Raw genomic sequence first — 19,709 nt, 5'->3', positions numbered from 1 at the left:
GAGCTGTTATGGAGCACATTCAATACCGCTTGCCGTGGAGTGCATCGGGCACCGAACGCACGCTGACGCTGTTTCGTTTTGGCAGTGGACCACGCAAAGCGTACATCCAGGCGTCATTGCATGCCGACGAGTTGCCGGGGATGCGCGTCGCCGCCGAGCTCAAGCGCCGTCTTCTGGAACTGGAAACACAAGGCCGCCTGACCGGGGTGATCGAGTTGGTGCCAATGGCCAATCCGATCGGTATCGCCCAAATGTTCCAGGCCACCCATCAGGGGCGCTTTGAGTTCTCCAGCGGCAAGAACTTCAATCGCGAGTTCCCGGAGTTGGTCGATGCCGTCGCCCCCCTGTTGGAAGGCCAATTGGGCGACGATGCCGACGCCAACGTCGCACTCATCCGCCGCGCCATGGGCGATGCCCTCGCCGCCATGCCAGCACCGACCTCGGAACTCGACGGCCTGCGTCGCTTGTTGCTGCAGCATGCCTGTGACGCCGATGTGGTGCTGGACCTGCACTGTGATTTCGAATCGATCATGTTGTTGTATGCGATGCCGCAACATTGGCCACGCTTGCAGTCACTGGCCGCTCGCCTCGGCGCCGGGGTCACGTTGCTGGCCGAAGATGCGGGCGGCAGTGCCTTCGACGAAGCCTGCGCCATTGCATGGTTACGCCTGGCTGAGCGGTTTCCTGAAGCCAATATTCCCCTGGCGTGCATGGCCACCACCATCGAATTGCGTGGCATGGCAGACACCGAGCGCGAGCAATGCGTCGACAGTGCACAAGCCATTCTCGGGTATCTGGCCGAACAAGGCCTGATCAGCGGTGACTGGCCAGCGGCACCGCCGAGCCATTGCCAGGCCATGCCATTCGCCGGCGCGCAGTACGCCTGTGCACCCCATCCGGGTGTGGTGAGTTTTCTGCAACCGCTGGGCGCGCAGGTCAAGGTCGGCGATCCACTCTTCGAGGTCATCGACCCGCTGACCGACCGCCATAGCGTGGTAAGCGCCAGCACCGACGGCATTCTCTATGCCCGCGAACGGCTGCGCTATGCCCAGCCCGGATTGTGGCTGGCCAAAGTTGCCGGTTCTACCCCCATTCGCCAGGGTCGCTTGCTCAGCGACTGATGCCAGAGAGTTAAAACCATGTACAAACTCGAAGTTCAAGACCTGCATAAAAGCTACGGCGCGCACCAGGTGCTCAAGGGCGTGTCCCTGCAAGCACAGGCCGGTGACGTGATCAGCATCATCGGTTCCAGCGGCTCTGGCAAAAGTACGTTCCTGCGCTGCATCAACCTGCTGGAGCAACCCAATGCGGGCAATATCGTACTCAATGGCGAACCGCTCAAGCTGGTAGCCAACAAGCTTGGCGGGCTGAAGGCGGCCGAACCCAAGCAGTTGCAACGCATGCGTTCACAGCTATCGATGGTGTTTCAACACTTCAACCTCTGGTCACACATGAGCGCTCTGGAAAACGTCATGGAAGCCCCGGTGCATGTGCAGGGCCTGGGCAAGAAAGAGGCACGGGAAAAGGCCGAGCACTACCTTGATAAAGTCGGGGTAGCCCACCGCATGAACGCCTGGCCGGCGCATATGTCCGGTGGCGAACAGCAGCGCGTGGCCATTGCCCGCGCACTGGCGATGGAACCGCAAGTGATGCTGTTTGATGAACCGACGTCGGCGCTCGACCCCGAACTGGTCGGCGAAGTGCTTAAAGTCATGCAGGATCTGGCGCAGGAAGGCCGCACCATGGTGGTGGTGACTCACGAAATGGGTTTTGCCCGCGAGGTTTCGAACCAACTGGTGTTCCTGCACAAGGGCGTTGTCGAAGAGCGTGGCGACCCGAGTGAGGTGCTGGTCAACCCGCAGTCCGAACGCCTCCAGCAATTTCTGTCCGGGAGTTTGAAGTAAGACCGCCGCCCACCCATCCACGGCTCGGCTCGGCGCTGCCCTGACAAGGCAGGCTTGGGATACACTCCAGCCAACCTTGTCAGGGCATCAGGCACAGCCCTTCTTTCACCTTCAGGAAATGTTGAGCTGGATATGCCAACCCCATCGAAAGACACCACTGTCTATGCCGCGCCGGTCATGCGCAAACTGACGGAAATCGTTTCCGAACTGCCGCCGTCACTGCGCAAGGTGGCGGACTTTATCCTGCGTCACCCGCTCAAGGCCGCAACGCTGACCATCGAGGAGATGGCTCACGAGACATTGACCTCACCCGCCGCCGTCAACCGTCTGGCCAAAGCGCTGGACCTCGGTGGCTACAGCGGCATGAAGGCCGAGCTGATCGCAACGTTGCAGCAGATGGTGTCGCCGGTCGACAAACTGCGCAACGAACTTGCCCATCGCCCCGGTGGTGCGTTTGGCCTGCATGAACAACTGCAGAGCGCCAGCAGCAACCTGGCCACGGCGGTGACCAACAACCACGCCGACACCTTTGAAGCCTTCGTCACTCGCCTGACCACGGCACGCAAAATCTACATTCTGGGGTTCGGCAACAGTGTTTACTTCGCCGGTCTTGCCGCCTCGACCCTGATGCCCTTTTGTGCGGACGCCACGGCCATCAGCATGGAAGGCGGCAACGAAAACGCCGCTTACCGTCTGGCCGCAATCACCGACCAGGACGTATTGCTGGCGATCTCCCTGCCGCGCTACTCCCTCGACACCCTGCAACTGGCACGCTTCGCCAATGAACGTGGCGCATCGGTGCTGGCCATTACCGACTCACCCGCCTCGCCGCTCACCGGCATTGCCGAGCACACGCTGTTTGCGCCTTGCGATCACCCGGTGCTGACCAGTTCCAACATCGCCGTGCTGGCCTTGATCGAAGGCTTGGTCGCCGGCGTGATGGCGCGCAATAAAGAAGCGGTCAAACTGGCAACCGAACTGACTGAAAGCGTGATGTCGTACCTGCACATCCCTGCCAGCGGTAAACCACCGAAAAAGTGATTCCGTTCTGGTTTTTACCTGATAGACCCGCGCGGGAGTGGTCTGGAGATGCTTAACGGCTCTTCGCGACGGAGAGCAACCGGCCAAACGCAGACTTTAACGCTGGTACGCGGTTATGATCCGGGATAACCAGGCTCCCTCGGACCCATTGCTTATGCCAGCCTCGCAAATCCGCCCCTCTCCCGCGCCCCTGCTCAAGCCAGGAGAAACTGTGGTCTTGTTCGACGGAGTCTGCAAATTGTGCAATGGCTGGGCGAGGTTCTTGATTCGTCATGACCGCCAGCGGCGCGTGCGGTTGGCGGCGGTTCAGTCACCCGAGGGGCAGGCCCTGCTCGCGTGGGCAGGTTTGCCCGTGGATCAATTCGAGACCATGGCGGTGATCCGCGACCGACATTACTGGGAGCGCTCAGACGCATTTTTCGAAGTCATCGCCCAATTGCCCGCATTCTGGCGCCCCGTGAACCTCTTGCGCATCTTCCCTCGCAGGCTTCGAGATTGGGCATACGACCGCATTGCGCTTAATCGTTATCGGCTCTTCGGGAAATACGACATGTGCCTGTTGCCGGATCCTGATCATGAACAGCGCTTTTTGAAAGCGCCCCTATGAACGCCCTCACACGCATTAACTGGATCGCCCGTGGGGGGCTGGCGTTCATGTTTGGCTACCACGGTCTGATTCCCAAGTTACTGTGGCTGAGCCCGGGCGAGCTGACAATGATCCAGTCTCACGGGATCACTCAGGTTGAGCTGTTCGCCAATATTGCCGGGGTCGCAGAGATTGCACTGGCCTTATGGATACTGCTCGCGCCGCGCAGTGGCTGGCCTCTTGCCGTCGCCGCGACAGCGCTATTGGGCCTGCTGCTGGATGTGGCGATTTTCAATCCATCAATGCTCAAGGATGCCTTCAATCCGGTCTCGTTGAATGTGGCGGGACTTGCCCTGTGCGCAGTGGCCTGGAACACCAAGTCTTGAGCCAGCCGATCCTGCTATCCCAATAGCTCGACCAGTTGCACCGGCGTCATCTTCGTCACCATCATCAGCACAATCACAAACATCCCGACAAAACCGACTACCCCCATCCACAACCATTTTTTGTACACGGATCGGTATTCATCATCGAGTCCGTTTCCAGCCTCAACCGCGCACGACGCCATCAGATACAGCCGCTTCTGCAGCACCAATACCGGCAGCCAAAGCGAGCCTACGCAGAAGAAGATGATCAACGAGGTCAGCACCCATTCCGTGGTCATGGGAAGTCCGGAGAGCCTCATCAGCAGGTAGCCCGTGATGATCTGAATAAAGCCTGCCGGCGTGGTAATCCAGGTGTCGAAGCGCACGACCATTCGGGCCACATGTGCAATTACTTGAGGGTTGGCCGTGCGGCTGGCTGCGATCAGATAGAGGTATGAGCCCATGCCAAATCCGAACAGGAAAATCGCGGCGATGACGTGGAGGTACTTCAGGCATAAATAAAGCATGTCAGCGCGGCTCGTCAGAGAACTGCACGGACAGGCTCAAATTGTGCGGATCGTTGATCGCTGCCATGTATTCATCGACAGTAATTTCGCCCACACAAGCCCGGGCACCGGGTTGCGGCACATACCCCTGGGCCATTTTCGCGGCCAAGGCTACAGCTGCGCAGCTTGGGATCTCCGGACCTTTGTCATTCATGGCTGTCAGTTGCACGGTCATGGCCAGCGGTTTCCCGTCAACTCCCATGCCCTGAACGTCGATGTACATCGCGCTTTTGCCATCGCCGAAGCGTTCAAACCTGGTCCCCAGCCGATGCAGTCTTGCGGCCCAGGGGGCATGGTCGCGAACCAACCCGATCCTCAGCGCCTGAGCCAGCAGGTAGTTGGCGACACCGCCAAGCTTCAAGCCTGCGCCGGCCTTGAAGCTCAGGGTTTGCGCGCCATAGCGGCCGATGAAAATATCCATGTCCGGCACATCGACGTTGGCCAGCACCCGAGTGCCCAGGTGCGGCATCTTGCGAAGTGTCAGATCCTGCCAACCCAACACTTCATGCACCTTGCCATTCTTGAATTGCTTGATCGGTTTACCTGCGTAGGCGAGTACGCCTTCGACGGTCGACAATCCCGGCATCTTCGCCGAAGAGGATATGCCATGCTCGATCGAGTCGATACGACTGAAGCGAGAGCGCTGCTGATCGATGATGGCTGACGACAGCGTCGGCACTGAACTGCAGCCACTGAGGATCGCCACTGCGGCCTGTTTCGCCTGGGCATCGAGTACGCCAACGCCGTTGACGAAGGTTCGGCAGTCAGACAGGTCGCAGTAGTTCACGCCAGCGTCGATGCAATTCTCGGCGACGGCATAGGATTGCCCCTGAAACGGGCCGCCGGTATGGATGACCAACTGGATGTTCATCGAGCTCAAAACGGATTTGAACTCAGTGCCCATGGCATTGCCGCACCAACTTTCGGCGACAGTGCCCGATTGGCTTTTCAACTCATCGACTTTGCGCTGCAACTTGTGTGGATCGCGGCCCGAGATCACCAGTTCCACCTCTGGCATCGTCGCCAAATGCCTGCAAACGATGCTACCGAAGTTTCCGTAGCCACCGACCACCATCACCCTGAACACCATTCAACTCTTCCCTAACTGACAGGCTGCTTTCAGCCAATAACGAACGTGGTTTTCAAGTTTTACCCGACAGCGACATTGGAGTGTAAAGCAAGTAAAACAACCCGGTGGACGATAGTGACTTGCACAGGAACGACTGGAGTTCACCCTCCAGTTTCTGGATAATGGCCATATGCCTTCATCCGTACAGCCCACTGATAAGGACATCCCGTTCGATGAAGTTGCCGTCCTCTGCTCTGCTCCTCGCTTGCGCTCTGCTCCTACCCATCGTCGCCCAAGCCAGCGATTCTGCGCTGACCGAAACGTTCAAGGCCTTCACCCGCTGCGATGCCAGTTTCTTCTCCAGCCTGAACACCCACCGTGATGCCTGGGGGGCGTTTGCGCCGCTTAAGCAGGAAAAAGATGCGGCGTGGATAACCGTTAAAAACCGCGGCAGCAGCCCGGAAAATTCGGTGTCTCTGCGCGGTACGCCGATCGTTGCCGGTATGAAACTGTTGTCCTATGTCGACGAGAGTAACGACCTCGGCCAACTGGGTCACTACTATTTCTGGGGCTTCATTGTTGAAGGCGGCATAGACGAAGTGGCTAAGCGCCTCGCGCCGCTGATGGAGCAACCTGGGCAACTGCAGAATGTAGGCTCGTCCTATGTGCGCAGTGAACTCAAGGTCGGTGACCAATGGCGAGTCATCCAACCGCAGCCAGGCACGGCGCCGGGTAACAAACGTGTGGAACGCATCTTGATCGTCGAGGCGCAAGGCAAACAGGGCACTCAGTCGCGGGTCAGTTGTTCCCTGCAAGGCGCCGTTGACGGTGCGATGCTTACCCAACTGCGCCCGGACATCACGCCGGCTGATTATCCTCAGCCACAACCGGATACGAGCATTGCCGGTGTCGCCGTACCGGAAGACGTGCTCAAGCGCCTCGACTCGCCTCTGCTCAAGCCGAAATTCAAAACGTTGAGCTACACCTATGCCACCAAGACCGGCAATGCGATCAAGGATCGTCCGGTGACGGTTGAGTACACCGCAGACGGCGGTTTGCTGAAGAAGAACGAGATCTACAGCGAAGCCTTCCACGTCGAGCGTCTCACCCAGGCGGGCCTGATTCAGTTGAAGTCGAAAATGAACGGCGTAGGCGATGGACGCGTGTTGCTCACCCGCGAACTTGAGGTTAAGGCTCCGACGAGCTGGAGCCCCGGCCAGACGTTGAGCGCTCGCCTGGTCATGGAAGAAGTGCCTGCCCGGCCAACCGACAAACCCATGAAGCTGTCGACGACTTGCACCGTGGGTCAGCGCTTCCCTGCCCGGCAAGTATTCGCCTCACTGACCGGCGATGCCATCGCGCTTGAGTGCGAACAGGGCACCAGTAAAACCTCCAACGCCTTTATCGAGGATTTGGGTGTTTCCCTGACGCTGGAGTCGACGTGGAACAAATCGAATAGCGTGTACACGTTCACAGCAGTGGATGTTGTGCGTTAAGCACTCATCGAGACTGAGGCCTGGACACGCTTCTGGATGTAGCGACTGCATGGGCGGCCGCCAGCACCAAGAGCCCGTTGTCGAGCGCTTCTGAATCAAATGTATGGCAGCGCTGTGCGGCTATTTTGCAGATGCGCGTCGTCCCGGGTTTAGCCGGGTATTGGGCAATCACGTCTGAACGGTTGGCCAAACCCGAACACGACAAATGCCGTTAACTTTTTTGGATGAAAATAGGTTCTATTGATGAGAAAGATCTTCCTGCCGTTTGTCATCGCACTGCTGTGCCTGCACGGTTGTGCGGAAATGCCCGCGTACTCCAATGTCGATCCCGTCACGGTGGGGGACGAGTCGCGTTATACCGTGGTCGAAACCGATACTTATGCGGGTAGGGTCCAGCGTCACTTTGCCGATCTCCAGCCGGACCTGAACATCATAAAAATCAACGATAAAAAAGTCGGCAACATCCCGTTCTCCACGTACTACTACAAGAACGACTCCCCGCAGCGAGCCGTGCTGAAACCGGGCACCTACACCATCCAACTGGAATACCGGCTGCCCCGTCACTTCCTGTTTGCGGACCTGAAGTTCGACGGCAAACCCGGCCAGAAAATAATGGCACGCTCAAAGTACGTGGGCCTCAATCGGCTGGAAGTATGGCTGGAGGATGCAGCCACCGGTGAGGTAGTGAGCACCCGGGTGCACTAACAGCGCCCACGACCGTCGCACAAACGAAAAAGGGAGGGCCTCATTGCCCTCCATGTTTCACACGCCCTGTGTGGTCCTGATATACGCCTCAGGTCGCCAGGATGCAGCGATCCGAAAATGAAGCCAGCGCATCGGCCGGGATACTTGTAGTGCCGCCCAAACCCGTCCCCGCCTGACCAAGGACAGGCGAAAGGATCGAGTTTGCTAAACGTCCGCTATGGGGTTGAAAGCTGCCTACCCTACGACCACTCCTGCATTAAATCAGCCCCCATCATTTGACCCCGCCCGGCAGTCATTCCAAACCTCGCGTATCACATCCTTAAGCATCAGCGCCTCGGCCCAGCGATCGGTGATGTCGCGTCCATCGGCACCGGTGATGGCATAGGGTGGCGGGCCGAGTTCGCAGGTGAAGGACAGGCTGTCGGGTGTGTTCGGTCGGGCCAGCCAATCCTCTATTCCATAGCGCCACCAGCCCAGGAAACGTTCCAGCCAGGGTCGATGCTGGGCGAAGCTCAGGGGCACCTGGACCTGTTCGCCGTTGGCGACACGACCATGAAAACCCCAACTGTGGCGCAGGATGGTGTGGATCTGTTCGTCGTCCTCGGCGGCAGCCGGCTCTGACAGTTCGCGGCCCACGACATAATGGGACAAGTCGGCCAACAGTTTGAGATCGGGCATTTCCTCGAGAATGTCGAGGGTGAATAACAGGTCATTGGTGAGGCGATAACGGTGGGTTTCCAGCAGAACGGGAAAGTCCACCTGCTCGGCCAGACGCTGCCAGCCTTCGATCAGTTCGATAGCTTGCTTCAACGTGCGCGGCCGCACGTCTGCTTGCAGCGTGAGGTGGTGGCAGCCGTAGCGGGCCGCGACATCCATCGCTGCCGCCAGATCATCCACGGTGCGGGGGAACACCTGCCCTTCGATTTGCAGGCCTTGCGCCTTGGCGGCGGCATGCAGGCGAGCGGCATGTGGCGCGATCCAGAAATGGTCGGTGATGCCGTCGAAGCCGGCAGCGGCGATTTTCTCCACTTGCGCTTCCAGGGGAAGGTCGCATTGGCCGCGGTGATCTTGCATGGCCCACTGGGACTGAAAGACCAGGAATTCACGCATGTCAGTTCCTCAGCAGTTGTTTGAGCGGTACATCGGCGTCGGCCAGAGCGTCCGCTGAGAGAGGGTTATGGTGAGCGATCAGCCGCTCGCACAACTTGATGTCCTTGGCGATGCTGTTCCCCTGCCCCCAGCCGCAAGCGCCTTGCAGACGTTGCTCGGCATCGAGGTAGAACAACAGGAAACCGCCACCGGGGGTTGTCCGGCTCGCCGTGGGTTGTGTGTTTGCGATCACGCCCACGGTCTGCAATCCCCAGTCGTATTGATCGGACCAAAAACCGGGAATGACCTCGAAGGGCAGCTCGCCGCCCAACAGATTCAGGGCGGCGTGACGACCTTGGGTCTCGGCGTTGCGCCAGGTTTCCTGACGCTGGAAAACGCCTTGCGGGTGCAGACGAAATTCACAGACATCGCCCGCCGCAAAGACGTCCGGCGCGCTGGTGCGCAGTTGGGCATCGACGCGAATGCCCTGGCCGACCTCAAGTCCTGCGGCTGCAGCCAGTTCAATGTTGGGTTGCATGCCGATGCCCACCACCACCAGGTCGCAGGGCAGCAACTGGCCGTCGACCAGTTGCACCGACTCAACGTGAGTCGTGCCCTGCACCGCCTCAATCGCCACATTCAGCCGGACATCCACGCCCCGACTGCGATGCAGGTCCAGCAGGACACTGGACAGTTGCTCCGGCAACACCCGACCCGCCAAGCGCGGACCGGCCTCGAGCAAGGTCACGGTGCAACCCAAGGCACGGGCGGTAGCGGCGACTTCGAGTCCGATAAAGCCGCCACCGATGATCACCACCCGCGCGTCAGGTTGCAACGAAGTGCGCAGTGCCAGCGCCTCGTCATGGGTACGCAGATAAAGCACATTGAGCAGGTGCTCGGGCACCGAGGCGAGTCTGCGCGACCGCCCTCCCGTCGCCAATAACAGCCGCGCGTAATGCAGCCAGTTGCCGTCGGCCAGTTGCAGACGATGCTGCTGCGGATCCAGGCATTTCACCGGGTTGCCGGCCAGGTGTTCGATGTCCAGTTCGGCGAGCAGAGCGGTATCGCACAGGCTGTAACCCGCCAAATCGACCGTGCCCTGCAACAGCCCCTTGGACAGCGGTGGACGTTCATAGGGCGGGTGGGACTCGTCGCCTATCAGAATCAGGCGACCGCTATAACCTTCGCCGCGCAGGGTCAGGGCCGCGCGACCACCCGCATGCCCGGCGCCGACGATGACCAGTGGAGCATTGGCAGGATTCATGGCACAGACTCCGTGCAGTTAAACCGTGATGGCGAGCAGCACACGCCCCGCCTCGACCCGGACTTCATAGGTCTTGAGATTGACGCACACCGGTGCGCCAAGGGCTTTGCCGGAGCGGTAGTCGAAACGCCCGTTGTGCTTGGGGCACTCGACGACATGGTCCATCACCAAACCATCCGCCAAGTGGATGGACTCGTGGGTGCACAGGCCCGCGGTGGCGAAAAACTCGCTGTTAGCGGAGCGGTAGACGGCATAGGTGTGCTGGCCATGGTCGAAACGAATGACATCTTCATCGTCGATATCGTCCACGGCACATACATCGATCCATTGATCGGTCATGGCGTTTTCTCTTGTAGTGGTACAGACAGGAAGGTGTCAGGCCGGCGTTACTTCAGGTTCTGCCTGGACGTTGGCGGTCGGCGCTGCGCGTTGTGGCAAAGGACGAGAGACGAAATACGTCGGGTCTTTGCGCTGCTTCCAGATGGTCGGGAGGATTTCCTTGAAGGCCTCGAACAGGCTGGTGTAAGGCGGCGGGCAGTCACGGCGGATCTCCTCGTGAAGTTGTGCCAGCGCGTGAAACGGCACCATCGGGTACATGTGGTGCTCAAGGTGATAGTTCATGTTGAGGTACATGAAGCGCAGCACCGGGCCCATATAAATCGTGCGGCAGTTGCTGCGGTGATCGAGTACGTCCTCAGCCAGGCCGACATGCTGCGAAAGGCCGAACAGGTAGGACAGCCAACCGCCATAGAGGGTCGGCAGGCCGACAAACATCAGCGGCAACCAGCTCTGCAGATAAACCGCAGTACCCACGGTGAGCGCATAAATCGCTAGCCAGACGCGTGCGTCCCTCACAACCTTGGGCCACTCGGATTCGGGGATGAACGTCTGCTCTTCTTCACCCATCCGCCCTACCGCGTGCTTGCAGACTGACCACATCGTGTTCAACGCATAAGGCATTCTGAACAGGCTCAGCACCATATTAATCAGGCTTGGCGGACGTGGTTCGACGATCTCCGGGTCGCGGCCGACGATCACGGTGTCGGTGTGGTGCCGTGCATGGCTCCAGCGCCAGACTTGGGGTTCGAACATGAACATGAAGCTCGACAACTGATAGATCGCATCATTCATCCAGCGGGTCTTGAACGCCGTACCGTGACCCGCTTCGTGCCAACGGGCATTGGACGCCGTGCCGTAGAGCATCCCGTAGACGAAGAAGAACGGAACGCAGGCCCAGGAGCCCCAGAACCAGTAGCCACCGAAGCCGGTCACGATCATCGCCGACAGCCAGATCGCGGTATCAAGCAAGGCCGGGCCATCGCGGCGCTGCATTAATTCCTTCATGCGTTTACGAGAAATGGGGGATTGGTACCAGCTTGCCGATACCAGGCCTTTTTGCGCCGCTCGGGCGGCTTCGGGGCCGGTCAAACGATAATCCCGAGGCTTGGGTTTACCGGGGCTTTCAAAGGCTGCGTTTTGTTCAGGCATTTTATTGTTCTCCGCAAGCTTGATTGTTTTAGGCACTTTTCGACGCGGGATCACATCGCTGGGGAAAATATAGAGAGCGCAGAAATCACCCTCAAGCCCTTGAATACATTCCCTATCAAGCTATCATCCAGGCCCATTGAAGCTTGATAGTTTTCTATCAAAGCGTTTGCGGGACCTGCCATGAACAACACTAAACGCCCAACCATCGCCACCGTTGCCGAACACGCAGGCTTGAGTGTCGCCACCGTGGACCGGGTGCTCAACGCCAGGGCTCCGGTCAACCCGGACACCGCCGAGCAGGTTTTCCAGGCCGCCGAAGCGGTCGGTTATTTTGCTGCCAGGCTGATCGGTCAGCGGATCCGCGAACGGCGTCCCACCTATCGTTTCGGCATCCTCTTGCTCGGCACCGCTCAGGCGTTTTATGGCAACGTTGCCTCTGCCATCACCGAGGCGGCGCAGCGTCAGGCTGGCGCCAACCTGAGCATTCAATTCGAGTACGTCTTTGATCGCACGCCCAGCGCGATCATTGCCCAGATCGAACAACTGGCGGTGCAGTGCGACGGTCTGGCGGTGGTCAGCTTCGCGCATCCGCTGATCAATGCCGCCATCGCGCAGATCAGAGAGGCCGGCGTGCCGGTGATCGCGATGCTGTCGGACATTCATGAGGCGGCGGATGAGCCTTACGTCGGACAGGATAATCACGAGGTCGGACGTACCATGGGTTGGCTGATGGCGCACACGCGTGGCGCCCGCAAAGGCAGCGTCGGGGTGTTGCTCGGCGGTCACCGTTTTCTTGGCCATCAGGCGCGGGTCGAGGGGCTGCGCGGCTACCTGGCGGAGCGCGCCCCAGGGTTGCGGCTGCTGGAAGCGGTGATCAATCTGGACAATTGCGACATCACCGAAGAGGCGACGCTGGACCTGCTGGCGCGGCATGACGACTTGCGGGGGTTGTGCGTGGTCGGCGGTGGCGGCGACGGGGTCATCAATGCCCTGTCGCAACTACCGAAGCAGCCGTCGCTGTGCTGCATTCTGCAGGAGTCGACCGAGCTGTCGCGACAAGCGCTGAATCAGGGATTGATCAGCCTGGTGATCGACTCCCAGCCGCGATTGCTGGCGGCAGCGCTGGTTGACTTGCTGGTCGAGCTGCAGACCACGCCGGACTTCGATCCGATACGGCATCGAATCCATATCCCGTTGCAGATCGTGACCTCAGAGAACGCTCGAGGCTGAACTCTCCCCATTGGCTCCTTCACGAAAAGCATCGGCACTCAGCCCGAACCGATTCATCTTGTTGTACAGCCCGCCGCGAGAAACATTCAGCTGCCTCGCGGCCAGGCGGATGTTGCCGCGGGTATCCCTGAGGGCCGCGATGATCGCATTCATTTCATGGGTGCCGAGGTCCAGGGCAGCCCGGGGTTCGGGCACACTTCCTGGCGCCGGCTGACGTAGTCTTTGCTTGATTTCAAGCGGTAGATCAGCTGGCTGGATCAATTCGGTCACCGCCAGATTGGTCGCGCGTTCAATGGTGTTTTCCAACTCGCGAACATTACCCGGCCAGCTGTAGGCCGAAAGAATATCCAGCGCCTCGGGCGAGATGCCCTGCACCGATTTGCGCAACGACCGGGTGCAACGATTGAGAAAATGCCGCGCCAGCAATGGAACATCTTCCCGACGCATTCGTAGCGGCGGAACCGTCAGGTTCAGTACATTGAGCCGGTAGTAAAGGTCCTCACGGAAGGCGCCATCGGCAACCGCCTGGCTCAGGTTGCGGTGGGTGGCGGCGATGATGCGTACATCCACTTGCTGCGATTTTTTCGCGCCCACGCGAGTCACCTCGCCTTCTTGCAAGACGCGCAGCAGGCTGACTTGGGCATCGAAAGACATGTCACCGATTTCGTCGAGGAAGATCGTTCCGCCATCGGCCAATTCGAACTTCCCGGCAGAGCCGCCACGGGCCGATCCGGTGAAGGCGCCCTCGACATGACCAAACAGTTCGCTCTGCACCAGATCTCGCGGAATGGCCCCGCAATTGACCGCCACAAACGGACCACTGCAACGGTCGCTGGCGTTATGGATTGCCTGGGCGAACAGCTCCTTGCCGGTGCCGCTTTCACCCAGGATCAGCGTGGTCGAATCACTGCGACTGGCAATCCGCCCCAGGTGCAACGCGTCCTGGATGGCGCGCGAACTGCCCAGAATGGTGTCGAAGGTGTAGCTGGCTTGAGTGCCGATGATCCGCCGGGTAATTTCCCGGATGCGCCGGTTCTCGCGCAACGAAACAATACGCCCGCCCTGCTCCAGTGGGCACACCGAGACCAGGCACGCCAAGTGGCTGCGATCGTGCAATTCGAACGTGCAATCCAGGTCCCTTATCCCTTCATACTGCTGCCCTTCCCCGCCACGCAGCAGAATCTCATCGGTCAGTTCGCTCTGGCCCAGACGCTGGAACGGGCTGCCTAGCAGGTCCCGGCCCACACGAAACAATTGGCGGGCATAACGGTTGAGCGCCTTGATGCAGCCCCGCTCATCCAGCACCACAAGACCCTCGTTGAGCACTTCGAGGACGGTTTGCTGTTCTTCCAACAGAGCTTGAAGCGCCATCTGCCGCGAGACCGCTTCGGCCGCTGCCTGGACGGTGCCCAGCGTATGGAAATGAAACCAGCCCGGCTCGGCGGTCAAGGTCAGCATGGCCAGCGTCCTGCCCTGCGCATCCCTGATCGGCGCGGCAGCACAATGCATGCGCCGCCGACGCAGGCCGATCCCGAAGTTCTCCTCGGCCAGTACATACACCAAGCGATCTTCGGCAAGCGCCAGCCCGGTGCAGTTGGTGCCCTGCACCGACTCCAGCAGCCGACTGCCCACAGGCGTGAGGTCCAGGCCACAGAAATACAGGGTCGTGCCTGCGGCATCGGTCAGATTGATATGGCCCCTGGGGTTGTAAGCCAGCAATCCCTTCATGACCTCAGCCGCCGCCGCGATCAAGGCGCGATTGGCCGCCAGCGTTGAAGCCAGAACGGCCGGGGCGACGAACCGGTATTCGCCATCCTCAGGATCGAGGCCGGCACTGACGCTGCGCAGCCAGGAATCCCAGATAACCTGCCTGACCCCCGCAGGTCGATCGATGCGCCCTTTCAGGCAAGCCAGCCAAGCCTGATCCAGCTCGGCGATCGGTCCTTCGTTCAACGACGCAGGCCCGAGCGCGGTGATGTAATCGAGGTCTTGCGTGCTGAAGGCTGTTAGCTGTGGGTTCACCATCATCGATCCGCTTCTATGTTCACGTTTTAGACATGTCAGTGTAGACATGTCATTCGAATGAACACTCTTTTCAATAAATATAAATTAATTTGTTAAATATCAACAACTTAAATATTGGCACAGCCCTTGCTCCCTTGATTTACGCCAGCGAGGACATTCCTGCTGCGAGTCATTGAACAACAATAAAAGGGAGTCATTTCATGAGTACGTCCAAGATCATCCGCCTGGGTCTCATCGGTGCTGGCCGCATGGGCAGCTTTCACGGCCTGACTGCCGCCAGACACATTCCCGGCGCCTGTCTGGCCGCCATCGCCGACCCTACCCCCGGTCAAGCCGCCCGCCTGGCCGCAGAGTTGGGTGTGCAACGGGTCTACACCGATCCACAGCAACTGCTCGATGACCCGGAAATCGACGCCGTCTTGATTGCCGCCCCCGCCCGCAGCCATGCCGAACTGGTGATCAGTGCGGCCCGGGCCGGCAAAGGCGTGTTTTGTGAAAAACCCATGGCCATCACCCTCGACGAGGCCGACCGCGCCATCGCCGCAGCCGCCGATGCGCGCGTGCCGCTGCAGGTCGGCTTCAACCGCCGCTTCGCCAAAAGCTTCCGCGCGGCCCACCTGGACGTGGTCGCCGGCCGTATCGGTACGCCGCAACTGCTGCGCTCACTGACCCGCGACCCGGCGCTGAACAATCCGGCTGCCTCGCCGCAGTGGGTGATTTTCCTCGAAACCCTGATCCATGACTTCGATACCCTGCGCTACCTCAATCCCGGTGCCGAAGCGGTCGAAGTTTTTGTCATGGCCGATGCCCTGATCGCACCGGACTACAAAGCCAAGGGCTTCCTCGACACCGCCGTGGTCACGATCCGTTTCGACAACGGCGCCATCGCGACGGCCGAGGCCAATTTCCAGGCCGTGTATGGCTACGATGTTCGAGGGGAAGTGTTCGGCAGCGCTGGCATGCTGACCATGGGCAGCGTCAATGAGTCTGACCTGGTTCGTTATCTGGCCAATGGCATCCAGGCCGATACCCAGCGCCTGGACACCGACCTGCTGCGTGATGCCTACGTGGCCGAGCTGAATCACTTTGTCGACTGCCTGCTCACCGGTGAAAAACCGCTCGCCAGCGGCGAAGACGCCCGAGCTGCACTGGCCATTGCCCGCGCGTGTATCGAGTCCTTCCAGCAGGGCAAACCAGTGCGCGTGCAAGGAGCCCATTCATGAGTTTCACACCGTTCAAACTGGCGATCAGTGCCGAGATGGTCTTCCTCGACTTGCCGTTCACAGAGCGCGTAAAACGTATTCACGCGCTGGGATTCAGCGCGGAACTCTGGGACTGGACGAAGAAAGACATTGCGGCCCTTGTCTCCACGGGCGCTGACTTCACCTCGATGACCGGCTACATCTCGGGCAACCTGACCGCCCCCGAAGACATCCAGCACCTGCTCGACAGCGCGCGAGAATCGCTGGCCGTCGCCGCACAACTGAATTGCCCGAGTCTCAACCTGCATGGCACCGGTTTGGGTGACAAAGGCTTGCCGGTCAAACCCGTGGCCCACACCACCGGACGCATGTGGCTGAGCGCCTGCAAGACCCTGGAAAAAATCGCTCGCCTGGGCGAAGACGCAGGCCGGGTATTCTTGCTGGAAAACCTCAATACCGAGGTGGACCACCCCGGCACTCCCTTCGCTCGCGCCGACGATACCCTGGCGCTGATCGAGGCCGTGGGCAGCCCTCATCTGAAGATGAACCTGGATCTTTACCATGCCCAGATCGGCGAAGGAAACCTGATCGAACTGATCCAGCGCGCAGGCAGCGCCATCGGGGAAATCCAGGTCGCCGATGTCCCCGGCCGCATGGAACCCGGCACCGGTGAAATCCATTATCCGGCCATTGCCAAAGCCTTGTTCCGCATGGGATACACCGGTGTCGTCGGGCTCGAGGGCTGGGCCAGCGGCGACAGTGAAGCAGCACTTGAACGCTTTCGGCTAGCCTTCACGCTGGATTGAGGACGCTGGCGCTCTCGGCGGGTTTGATTCAGAGAGCGCCAGAAACTCTCACGTTTGATCTTGATGAATTTCAACTCATAACAAAAAAGGAAAAACCATCATGCGTCGCTGCACACTTCTTTTTGCCACGCTGTTATTCCTCTTCAGCCAATGGGCCGCCGCCAACTATCGCATCGGCGTCAGCATTGCCAGGGTTGACGACAACTTCATGACCTATGTGCGCAGTGGCCTGGAAGATGCCGCCAGGAAGGAGAACGTCCAGATCCAGTTCGAGGATGCCCAGGGCGATGTGGTTCGCCAGCTCAATCAGATCCAGGGCTTTCTCGGCCAGAAAGTGGATGCCGTCATCGTCCTGCCCGTGGACACCGCTGCCACCGCCAACATGACTCGCGCCGCCGTCGAAGCGAAAATACCGCTGGTCTACGTCAACCGCCATCCGGACGAACGCGTCCTGCCCAAAGGCGTGGTCACGGTGGCCTCCAACGACGTTGAGGCCGGGCAACTGCAAATGCGCTACCTGGCTGACAAGATGGCGGGCAAAGGCAACATCGCGATCATCATGGGCGACCTCGCGCAAAACTCCACGCACGACCGCACCGAAGGCGTCAAACAAGTGCTCAAGGACTATCCCGGGATCAAGATCGTCGAACAACAAAGTGCCGAGTGGCAGCGCAACAAAGGAATGGATCTGACCAGCAACTGGCTCCTGGCGGGCACCGGTTTTGATGCCATCGTTGCCAACAACGACGAGATGGCCATCGGCGCCGCCATGGCACTGCAGCAAGCCGGCAAAGCCAAGGGCGAGATTGCAATTGTCGGCATCGACGGCTTGCCTGACGGCCTGGCGGCCATCAAGCGCGGAATGCTCGTAGCCTCCGTCTTTCAAGACCCTAAAGCGCAAGCGACCAGCGCGCTGCAAGCAGCCATCAAGATGATCAAAGGTGAGCCGGTCGAGACGGATGTCTGGGTGCCCTTTCAGCTGATCACGCCGGAGCAGGTAGCGGTGTTTGAGCAACATTATAAATAGCGTCAATCGGCAGAATTTGAAGGTGATTCAAATTGGCCGTCGCTTCGTCTTAGGCTTTCATGCGAAAAGTCGCCTTGCCTGATCGCTGCTCGGCGACTTTTGGTACTTTGGGTATTGGCCGCTTTTGGCCGACCGTTGCAGAGTCTGCGAAGCTGGACTGTCGCTAACCGGCCAGAAGTACACTCAGAAACTCAACCGTGCCCCAGGTAGGCTCCTGACGGAACCCGATATCGCAGCTTTTTGCAGCTGCCGGGTGCGGGCTGATGCCCGGGCGAGCGATCAGCCGCGGGATTGTTCGGCTGGACATACAGGGCACGCTCCAGCGTGGCAGCAGCTTGGTCCAACTGGCCATTTTCATACTGCCGCGAGGCGGATACGCCCGAGCCAAAACAGTTTGGAGAGGAAGCCCTGCGGCTCAAGGGACGTGACTCGAAATACCTTCCAGGCGAGGCAGGTAAACGACTGATGCCTGATGTCCGCCTTGGGTCCGATTTCGGTCAGTCGCAACAGGCAGAAATCGGCCAGAAACGGACACCCACAAGCCTCCGACTTTCTCCTAGCGATTGCAGATTTTCCTAGCTACGCTTGCCAGCAAGGGAATGGCGTAAGTACGGCCTCTCCTTAATTGTTAGGCTAGGGAGCCAACATCTATGGATAGCATGCAGCGCGTTTATCCATCAGCCACCGTTCTGGTGGTCGACGACACCCCCGACAACCTGATGTTGATAGCCGAGTTACTCAAGGACAGCTATCGGGTCAAGGCAGCCAACAGCGGCGAGAAAGCGTTGCGTCTTCTCCAGAGCGACCCACTTCCTGACCTGATCCTGCTGGACATCATGATGCCGGGCCTGTCCGGCTACGACGTTGCCGAGCAGCTCAAGCTTGACACCCGCACTCGCCACATTCCGATCATTTTCCTTACCTCCATGGCTGCCACAGAGGACGAGATTCGCGGCTTGAGCCTGGGCGCCGCAGACTACATCACCAAACCGATCATCCCCCCGGTGCTCATGGCCAGGGTCGCGACCCAGATCAAGGTCAAGGCGGCTGCGGATTTCCTGCGTGACAAGAACGAATTTCTGGAGCAGGAGGTGCAGCGCCGCACCCGCGAGGTGACTGCAATCCAGGACGTCACCATCCACGCCATGGCATCGCTGGCCGAAACCCGCGACAACGAAACCGGCAACCACATTCGCCGTACCCAGCACTACGTCAAACTGCTGGCCGAACTCCTGCGCGAGCATCCTCGCTTCCGCCACTTCCTCGACGAGGAAACCATCAAGCTGCTGTTCAAGTCGGCACCGCTGCACGATATCGGCAAGATCGGCATTCCCGATCGCATCCTGCTCAAGCCGGGACGTCTCACTCTGGAAGAGTTCGAGATCATGAAGACCCACACTACATTGGGGCGCGATGCCATCCAACACGCCGAGGATCAGTTAGGGATAGGCGTCGACTTCCTTCATCTGGCCAAGGAAATCGCTTATGGCCACCAGGAAAAATGGGATGGCAGTGGCTATCCACAAGGGGTGGCCACCGACGACATCCCCATCAGCGCCCGTTTGATGGCCGTGGCGGATGTCTACGATGCGCTGATCAGCCGCCGCGTGTACAAGCCCGGTATGCCCCATGAGCAGGCGGTGGAAATTATTCGCGAAGGCCGGGGTTCGCATTTCGACCCAGACATCTGCGATACCTTTCTGGCCAATGCCGAACGGTTCAGGGAAATTGCCGAGCGGTTCGCCGACAGCGATCAGGACATGGCCAAGCAGTTAGCCTTACTAGAGCAGATCGCTGACCAGCCCTGAGCCCTTGCATCATTCTGCACACCACGCTAAACGAGGCG

Annotated in this window: 19 protein-coding genes and 1 pseudogene; 12 read left to right on the top strand and 8 right to left on the bottom strand. The window is 59.5% G+C overall.

Features of this window, described 5'->3' with window-relative positions:
- Nucleotides 1-8 precede the first annotated feature (8 nt).
- The 5 genes from AB7M22_RS08890 (at nt 9) to AB7M22_RS08870 (ending at nt 3,917) form a co-directional block, all read left to right on the top strand.
- Complete coding sequence (locus tag AB7M22_RS08890) at nt 9-1,121, top strand: succinylglutamate desuccinylase/aspartoacylase family protein (RefSeq protein ID WP_454185971.1); 1,113 nt, start codon at nt 9-11, stop codon at nt 1,119-1,121.
- A gap of 18 nt (nt 1,122-1,139) precedes the next feature.
- Nucleotides 1,140-1,904, top strand: coding sequence for an ABC transporter ATP-binding protein (locus AB7M22_RS08885; RefSeq protein ID WP_007904480.1), 765 nt, complete (start codon nt 1,140-1,142; stop codon nt 1,902-1,904).
- A gap of 132 nt (nt 1,905-2,036) precedes the next feature.
- On the top strand, nt 2,037-2,945 hold the full coding sequence (locus tag AB7M22_RS08880; protein ID WP_454185970.1) for a MurR/RpiR family transcriptional regulator: 909 nt from the start codon (nt 2,037-2,039) through the stop codon (nt 2,943-2,945).
- A gap of 154 nt (nt 2,946-3,099) precedes the next feature.
- Nucleotides 3,100-3,552, top strand: coding sequence for a thiol-disulfide oxidoreductase DCC family protein (locus AB7M22_RS08875; RefSeq protein WP_454185969.1), 453 nt, complete (start codon nt 3,100-3,102; stop codon nt 3,550-3,552).
- Complete coding sequence (locus AB7M22_RS08870; RefSeq protein ID WP_454185968.1) at nt 3,549-3,917, top strand: DoxX-like family protein; 369 nt, start codon at nt 3,549-3,551, stop codon at nt 3,915-3,917. Before AB7M22_RS08875 ends, AB7M22_RS08870 begins: the two co-directional genes overlap by 4 nt.
- A gap of 14 nt (nt 3,918-3,931) precedes the next feature.
- On the opposite strand, the gene AB7M22_RS08865 is transcribed toward AB7M22_RS08870, so the two are convergent.
- Together AB7M22_RS08865 and AB7M22_RS08860 are read right to left on the bottom strand one after the other, a co-directional pair.
- The gene (locus tag AB7M22_RS08865) at nt 3,932-4,423 is read right to left on the bottom strand and encodes a DUF2269 family protein (RefSeq protein ID WP_007904497.1); all 492 of its coding nucleotides are present in this window, start codon (nt 4,421-4,423) and stop codon (nt 3,932-3,934) included.
- Between the two features lies 1 nt (nt 4,424).
- A complete protein-coding gene (locus tag AB7M22_RS08860) occupies nt 4,425-5,552 on the bottom strand; it encodes a saccharopine dehydrogenase NADP-binding domain-containing protein (protein WP_454185967.1) in 1,128 nt (375 codons plus the stop codon).
- Between the two features lie 212 nt (nt 5,553-5,764).
- Here AB7M22_RS08860 and AB7M22_RS08855 point away from each other — a divergent pair, with 212 nt between their 5' ends.
- On the top strand, nt 5,765-7,027 hold the full coding sequence (locus tag AB7M22_RS08855) for a hypothetical protein (RefSeq protein ID WP_454185966.1): 1,263 nt from the start codon (nt 5,765-5,767) through the stop codon (nt 7,025-7,027).
- 243 nt (nt 7,028-7,270) lie between these two features.
- Nucleotides 7,271-7,732 (top strand): hypothetical protein, encoded by a 462-nt coding sequence (locus AB7M22_RS08850; RefSeq protein ID WP_454185965.1) that lies wholly within the window; start codon nt 7,271-7,273, stop codon nt 7,730-7,732.
- Between the two features lie 261 nt (nt 7,733-7,993).
- Here the strand turns inward: AB7M22_RS08850 and AB7M22_RS08845 are convergent, their stop codons facing one another.
- The 4 genes from AB7M22_RS08845 to AB7M22_RS08830 are packed head-to-tail and all read right to left on the bottom strand — an operon-like array spanning nt 7,994 to nt 11,573.
- Nucleotides 7,994-8,842 carry a sugar phosphate isomerase/epimerase family protein gene (locus AB7M22_RS08845; RefSeq protein WP_454185964.1) on the bottom strand — a complete coding sequence of 283 codons (849 nt, stop codon included), beginning with the start codon at nt 8,840-8,842 and terminating at the stop codon, nt 7,994-7,996.
- Between the two features lies 1 nt (nt 8,843).
- Nucleotides 8,844-10,085: an NAD(P)/FAD-dependent oxidoreductase gene (locus tag AB7M22_RS08840; RefSeq protein WP_454185963.1), complete on the bottom strand. Its 1,242-nt coding sequence runs from the start codon at nt 10,083-10,085 to the stop codon at nt 8,844-8,846.
- Between the two features lie 18 nt (nt 10,086-10,103).
- A complete protein-coding gene (locus AB7M22_RS08835; RefSeq protein ID WP_007904516.1) occupies nt 10,104-10,424 on the bottom strand; it encodes a MocE family 2Fe-2S type ferredoxin in 321 nt (106 codons plus the stop codon).
- 36 nt (nt 10,425-10,460) lie between these two features.
- A complete protein-coding gene (locus tag AB7M22_RS08830) occupies nt 10,461-11,573 on the bottom strand; it encodes a fatty acid desaturase family protein (RefSeq protein WP_454185962.1) in 1,113 nt (370 codons plus the stop codon).
- A gap of 180 nt (nt 11,574-11,753) precedes the next feature.
- Here AB7M22_RS08830 and AB7M22_RS08825 point away from each other — a divergent pair, with 180 nt between their 5' ends.
- Nucleotides 11,754-12,803: a LacI family DNA-binding transcriptional regulator gene (locus AB7M22_RS08825; protein WP_454185961.1), complete on the top strand. Its 1,050-nt coding sequence runs from the start codon at nt 11,754-11,756 to the stop codon at nt 12,801-12,803.
- Here AB7M22_RS08825 and AB7M22_RS08820 read toward each other — a convergent pair.
- Nucleotides 12,783-14,828 (bottom strand): sigma-54 interaction domain-containing protein, encoded by a 2,046-nt coding sequence (locus AB7M22_RS08820; RefSeq protein ID WP_454188776.1) that lies wholly within the window; start codon nt 14,826-14,828, stop codon nt 12,783-12,785. The genes AB7M22_RS08825 and AB7M22_RS08820 overlap by 21 nt on opposite strands.
- 200 nt (nt 14,829-15,028) lie before the next feature.
- Here AB7M22_RS08820 and AB7M22_RS08815 point away from each other — a divergent pair, with 200 nt between their 5' ends.
- The 3 genes from AB7M22_RS08815 (at nt 15,029) to AB7M22_RS08805 (ending at nt 17,863) form a co-directional block, all read left to right on the top strand.
- Nucleotides 15,029-16,051, top strand: coding sequence for a Gfo/Idh/MocA family oxidoreductase (locus tag AB7M22_RS08815; RefSeq protein ID WP_454185960.1), 1,023 nt, complete (start codon nt 15,029-15,031; stop codon nt 16,049-16,051).
- Nucleotides 16,048-16,836, top strand: a complete 789-nt coding sequence (locus AB7M22_RS08810) for a TIM barrel protein (RefSeq protein ID WP_454185959.1) — start codon at nt 16,048-16,050, stop codon at nt 16,834-16,836. The genes AB7M22_RS08815 and AB7M22_RS08810 overlap by 4 nt, the downstream gene beginning before the upstream one ends.
- A 100-nt stretch (nt 16,837-16,936) precedes the next feature.
- On the top strand, nt 16,937-17,863 hold the full coding sequence (locus tag AB7M22_RS08805) for a sugar ABC transporter substrate-binding protein (protein ID WP_048394758.1): 927 nt from the start codon (nt 16,937-16,939) through the stop codon (nt 17,861-17,863).
- A 284-nt stretch (nt 17,864-18,147) separates the two neighbouring features.
- On the opposite strand, the pseudogene AB7M22_RS08800 reads toward AB7M22_RS08805, so the two are convergent.
- A pseudogene (locus AB7M22_RS08800) lies at nt 18,148-18,237 on the bottom strand (tetratricopeptide repeat protein); the annotation flags it as partial.
- A gap of 276 nt (nt 18,238-18,513) precedes the next feature.
- Here AB7M22_RS08800 and AB7M22_RS08795 point away from each other — a divergent pair.
- Nucleotides 18,514-19,671: an HD-GYP domain-containing protein gene (locus AB7M22_RS08795; RefSeq protein ID WP_454185958.1), complete on the top strand. Its 1,158-nt coding sequence runs from the start codon at nt 18,514-18,516 to the stop codon at nt 19,669-19,671.
- Nucleotides 19,672-19,709 lie beyond the last annotated feature (38 nt).

The organism is Pseudomonas sp. ADAK2 TE3594 (assembly GCF_053628675.1).
The sequence above is the reverse complement of the archived record's forward strand: the minus strand, read 5'-3'. Positions and strand labels throughout refer to the sequence as shown.

What these genes read in the sequence shown, in the direction of transcription:
- AB7M22_RS08820 (WP_454188776.1), bottom strand. Translation starts at nt 14,828, where the DNA reads ATGGTGAACCCACAGCTAACAGCCTTCAGCACGCAAGACCTCGATTAC.
- AB7M22_RS08835 (WP_007904516.1), bottom strand. Translation starts at nt 10,424, where the DNA reads ATGACCGATCAATGGATCGATGTATGTGCCGTGGACGATATCGACGAT.
- AB7M22_RS08825 (WP_454185961.1), top strand. Translation starts at nt 11,754, where the DNA reads ATGAACAACACTAAACGCCCAACCATCGCCACCGTTGCCGAACACGCA.
- AB7M22_RS08815 (WP_454185960.1), top strand. Translation starts at nt 15,029, where the DNA reads ATGAGTACGTCCAAGATCATCCGCCTGGGTCTCATCGGTGCTGGCCGC.
- AB7M22_RS08890 (WP_454185971.1), top strand. Translation starts at nt 9, where the DNA reads ATGGAGCACATTCAATACCGCTTGCCGTGGAGTGCATCGGGCACCGAA.
- AB7M22_RS08840 (WP_454185963.1), bottom strand. Translation starts at nt 10,085, where the DNA reads ATGAATCCTGCCAATGCTCCACTGGTCATCGTCGGCGCCGGGCATGCG.
- AB7M22_RS08810 (WP_454185959.1), top strand. Translation starts at nt 16,048, where the DNA reads ATGAGTTTCACACCGTTCAAACTGGCGATCAGTGCCGAGATGGTCTTC.
- AB7M22_RS08850 (WP_454185965.1), top strand. Translation starts at nt 7,271, where the DNA reads ATGAGAAAGATCTTCCTGCCGTTTGTCATCGCACTGCTGTGCCTGCAC.
- AB7M22_RS08845 (WP_454185964.1), bottom strand. Translation starts at nt 8,842, where the DNA reads ATGCGTGAATTCCTGGTCTTTCAGTCCCAGTGGGCCATGCAAGATCAC.
- AB7M22_RS08870 (WP_454185968.1), top strand. Translation starts at nt 3,549, where the DNA reads ATGAACGCCCTCACACGCATTAACTGGATCGCCCGTGGGGGGCTGGCG.
- AB7M22_RS08875 (WP_454185969.1), top strand. Translation starts at nt 3,100, where the DNA reads ATGCCAGCCTCGCAAATCCGCCCCTCTCCCGCGCCCCTGCTCAAGCCA.
- AB7M22_RS08855 (WP_454185966.1), top strand. Translation starts at nt 5,765, where the DNA reads ATGAAGTTGCCGTCCTCTGCTCTGCTCCTCGCTTGCGCTCTGCTCCTA.
- AB7M22_RS08795 (WP_454185958.1), top strand. Translation starts at nt 18,514, where the DNA reads ATGGATAGCATGCAGCGCGTTTATCCATCAGCCACCGTTCTGGTGGTC.
- AB7M22_RS08880 (WP_454185970.1), top strand. Translation starts at nt 2,037, where the DNA reads ATGCCAACCCCATCGAAAGACACCACTGTCTATGCCGCGCCGGTCATG.
- AB7M22_RS08885 (WP_007904480.1), top strand. Translation starts at nt 1,140, where the DNA reads ATGTACAAACTCGAAGTTCAAGACCTGCATAAAAGCTACGGCGCGCAC.
- AB7M22_RS08860 (WP_454185967.1), bottom strand. Translation starts at nt 5,552, where the DNA reads ATGGTGTTCAGGGTGATGGTGGTCGGTGGCTACGGAAACTTCGGTAGC.
- AB7M22_RS08830 (WP_454185962.1), bottom strand. Translation starts at nt 11,573, where the DNA reads ATGCCTGAACAAAACGCAGCCTTTGAAAGCCCCGGTAAACCCAAGCCT.
- AB7M22_RS08805 (WP_048394758.1), top strand. Translation starts at nt 16,937, where the DNA reads ATGCGTCGCTGCACACTTCTTTTTGCCACGCTGTTATTCCTCTTCAGC.
- AB7M22_RS08865 (WP_007904497.1), bottom strand. Translation starts at nt 4,423, where the DNA reads ATGCTTTATTTATGCCTGAAGTACCTCCACGTCATCGCCGCGATTTTC.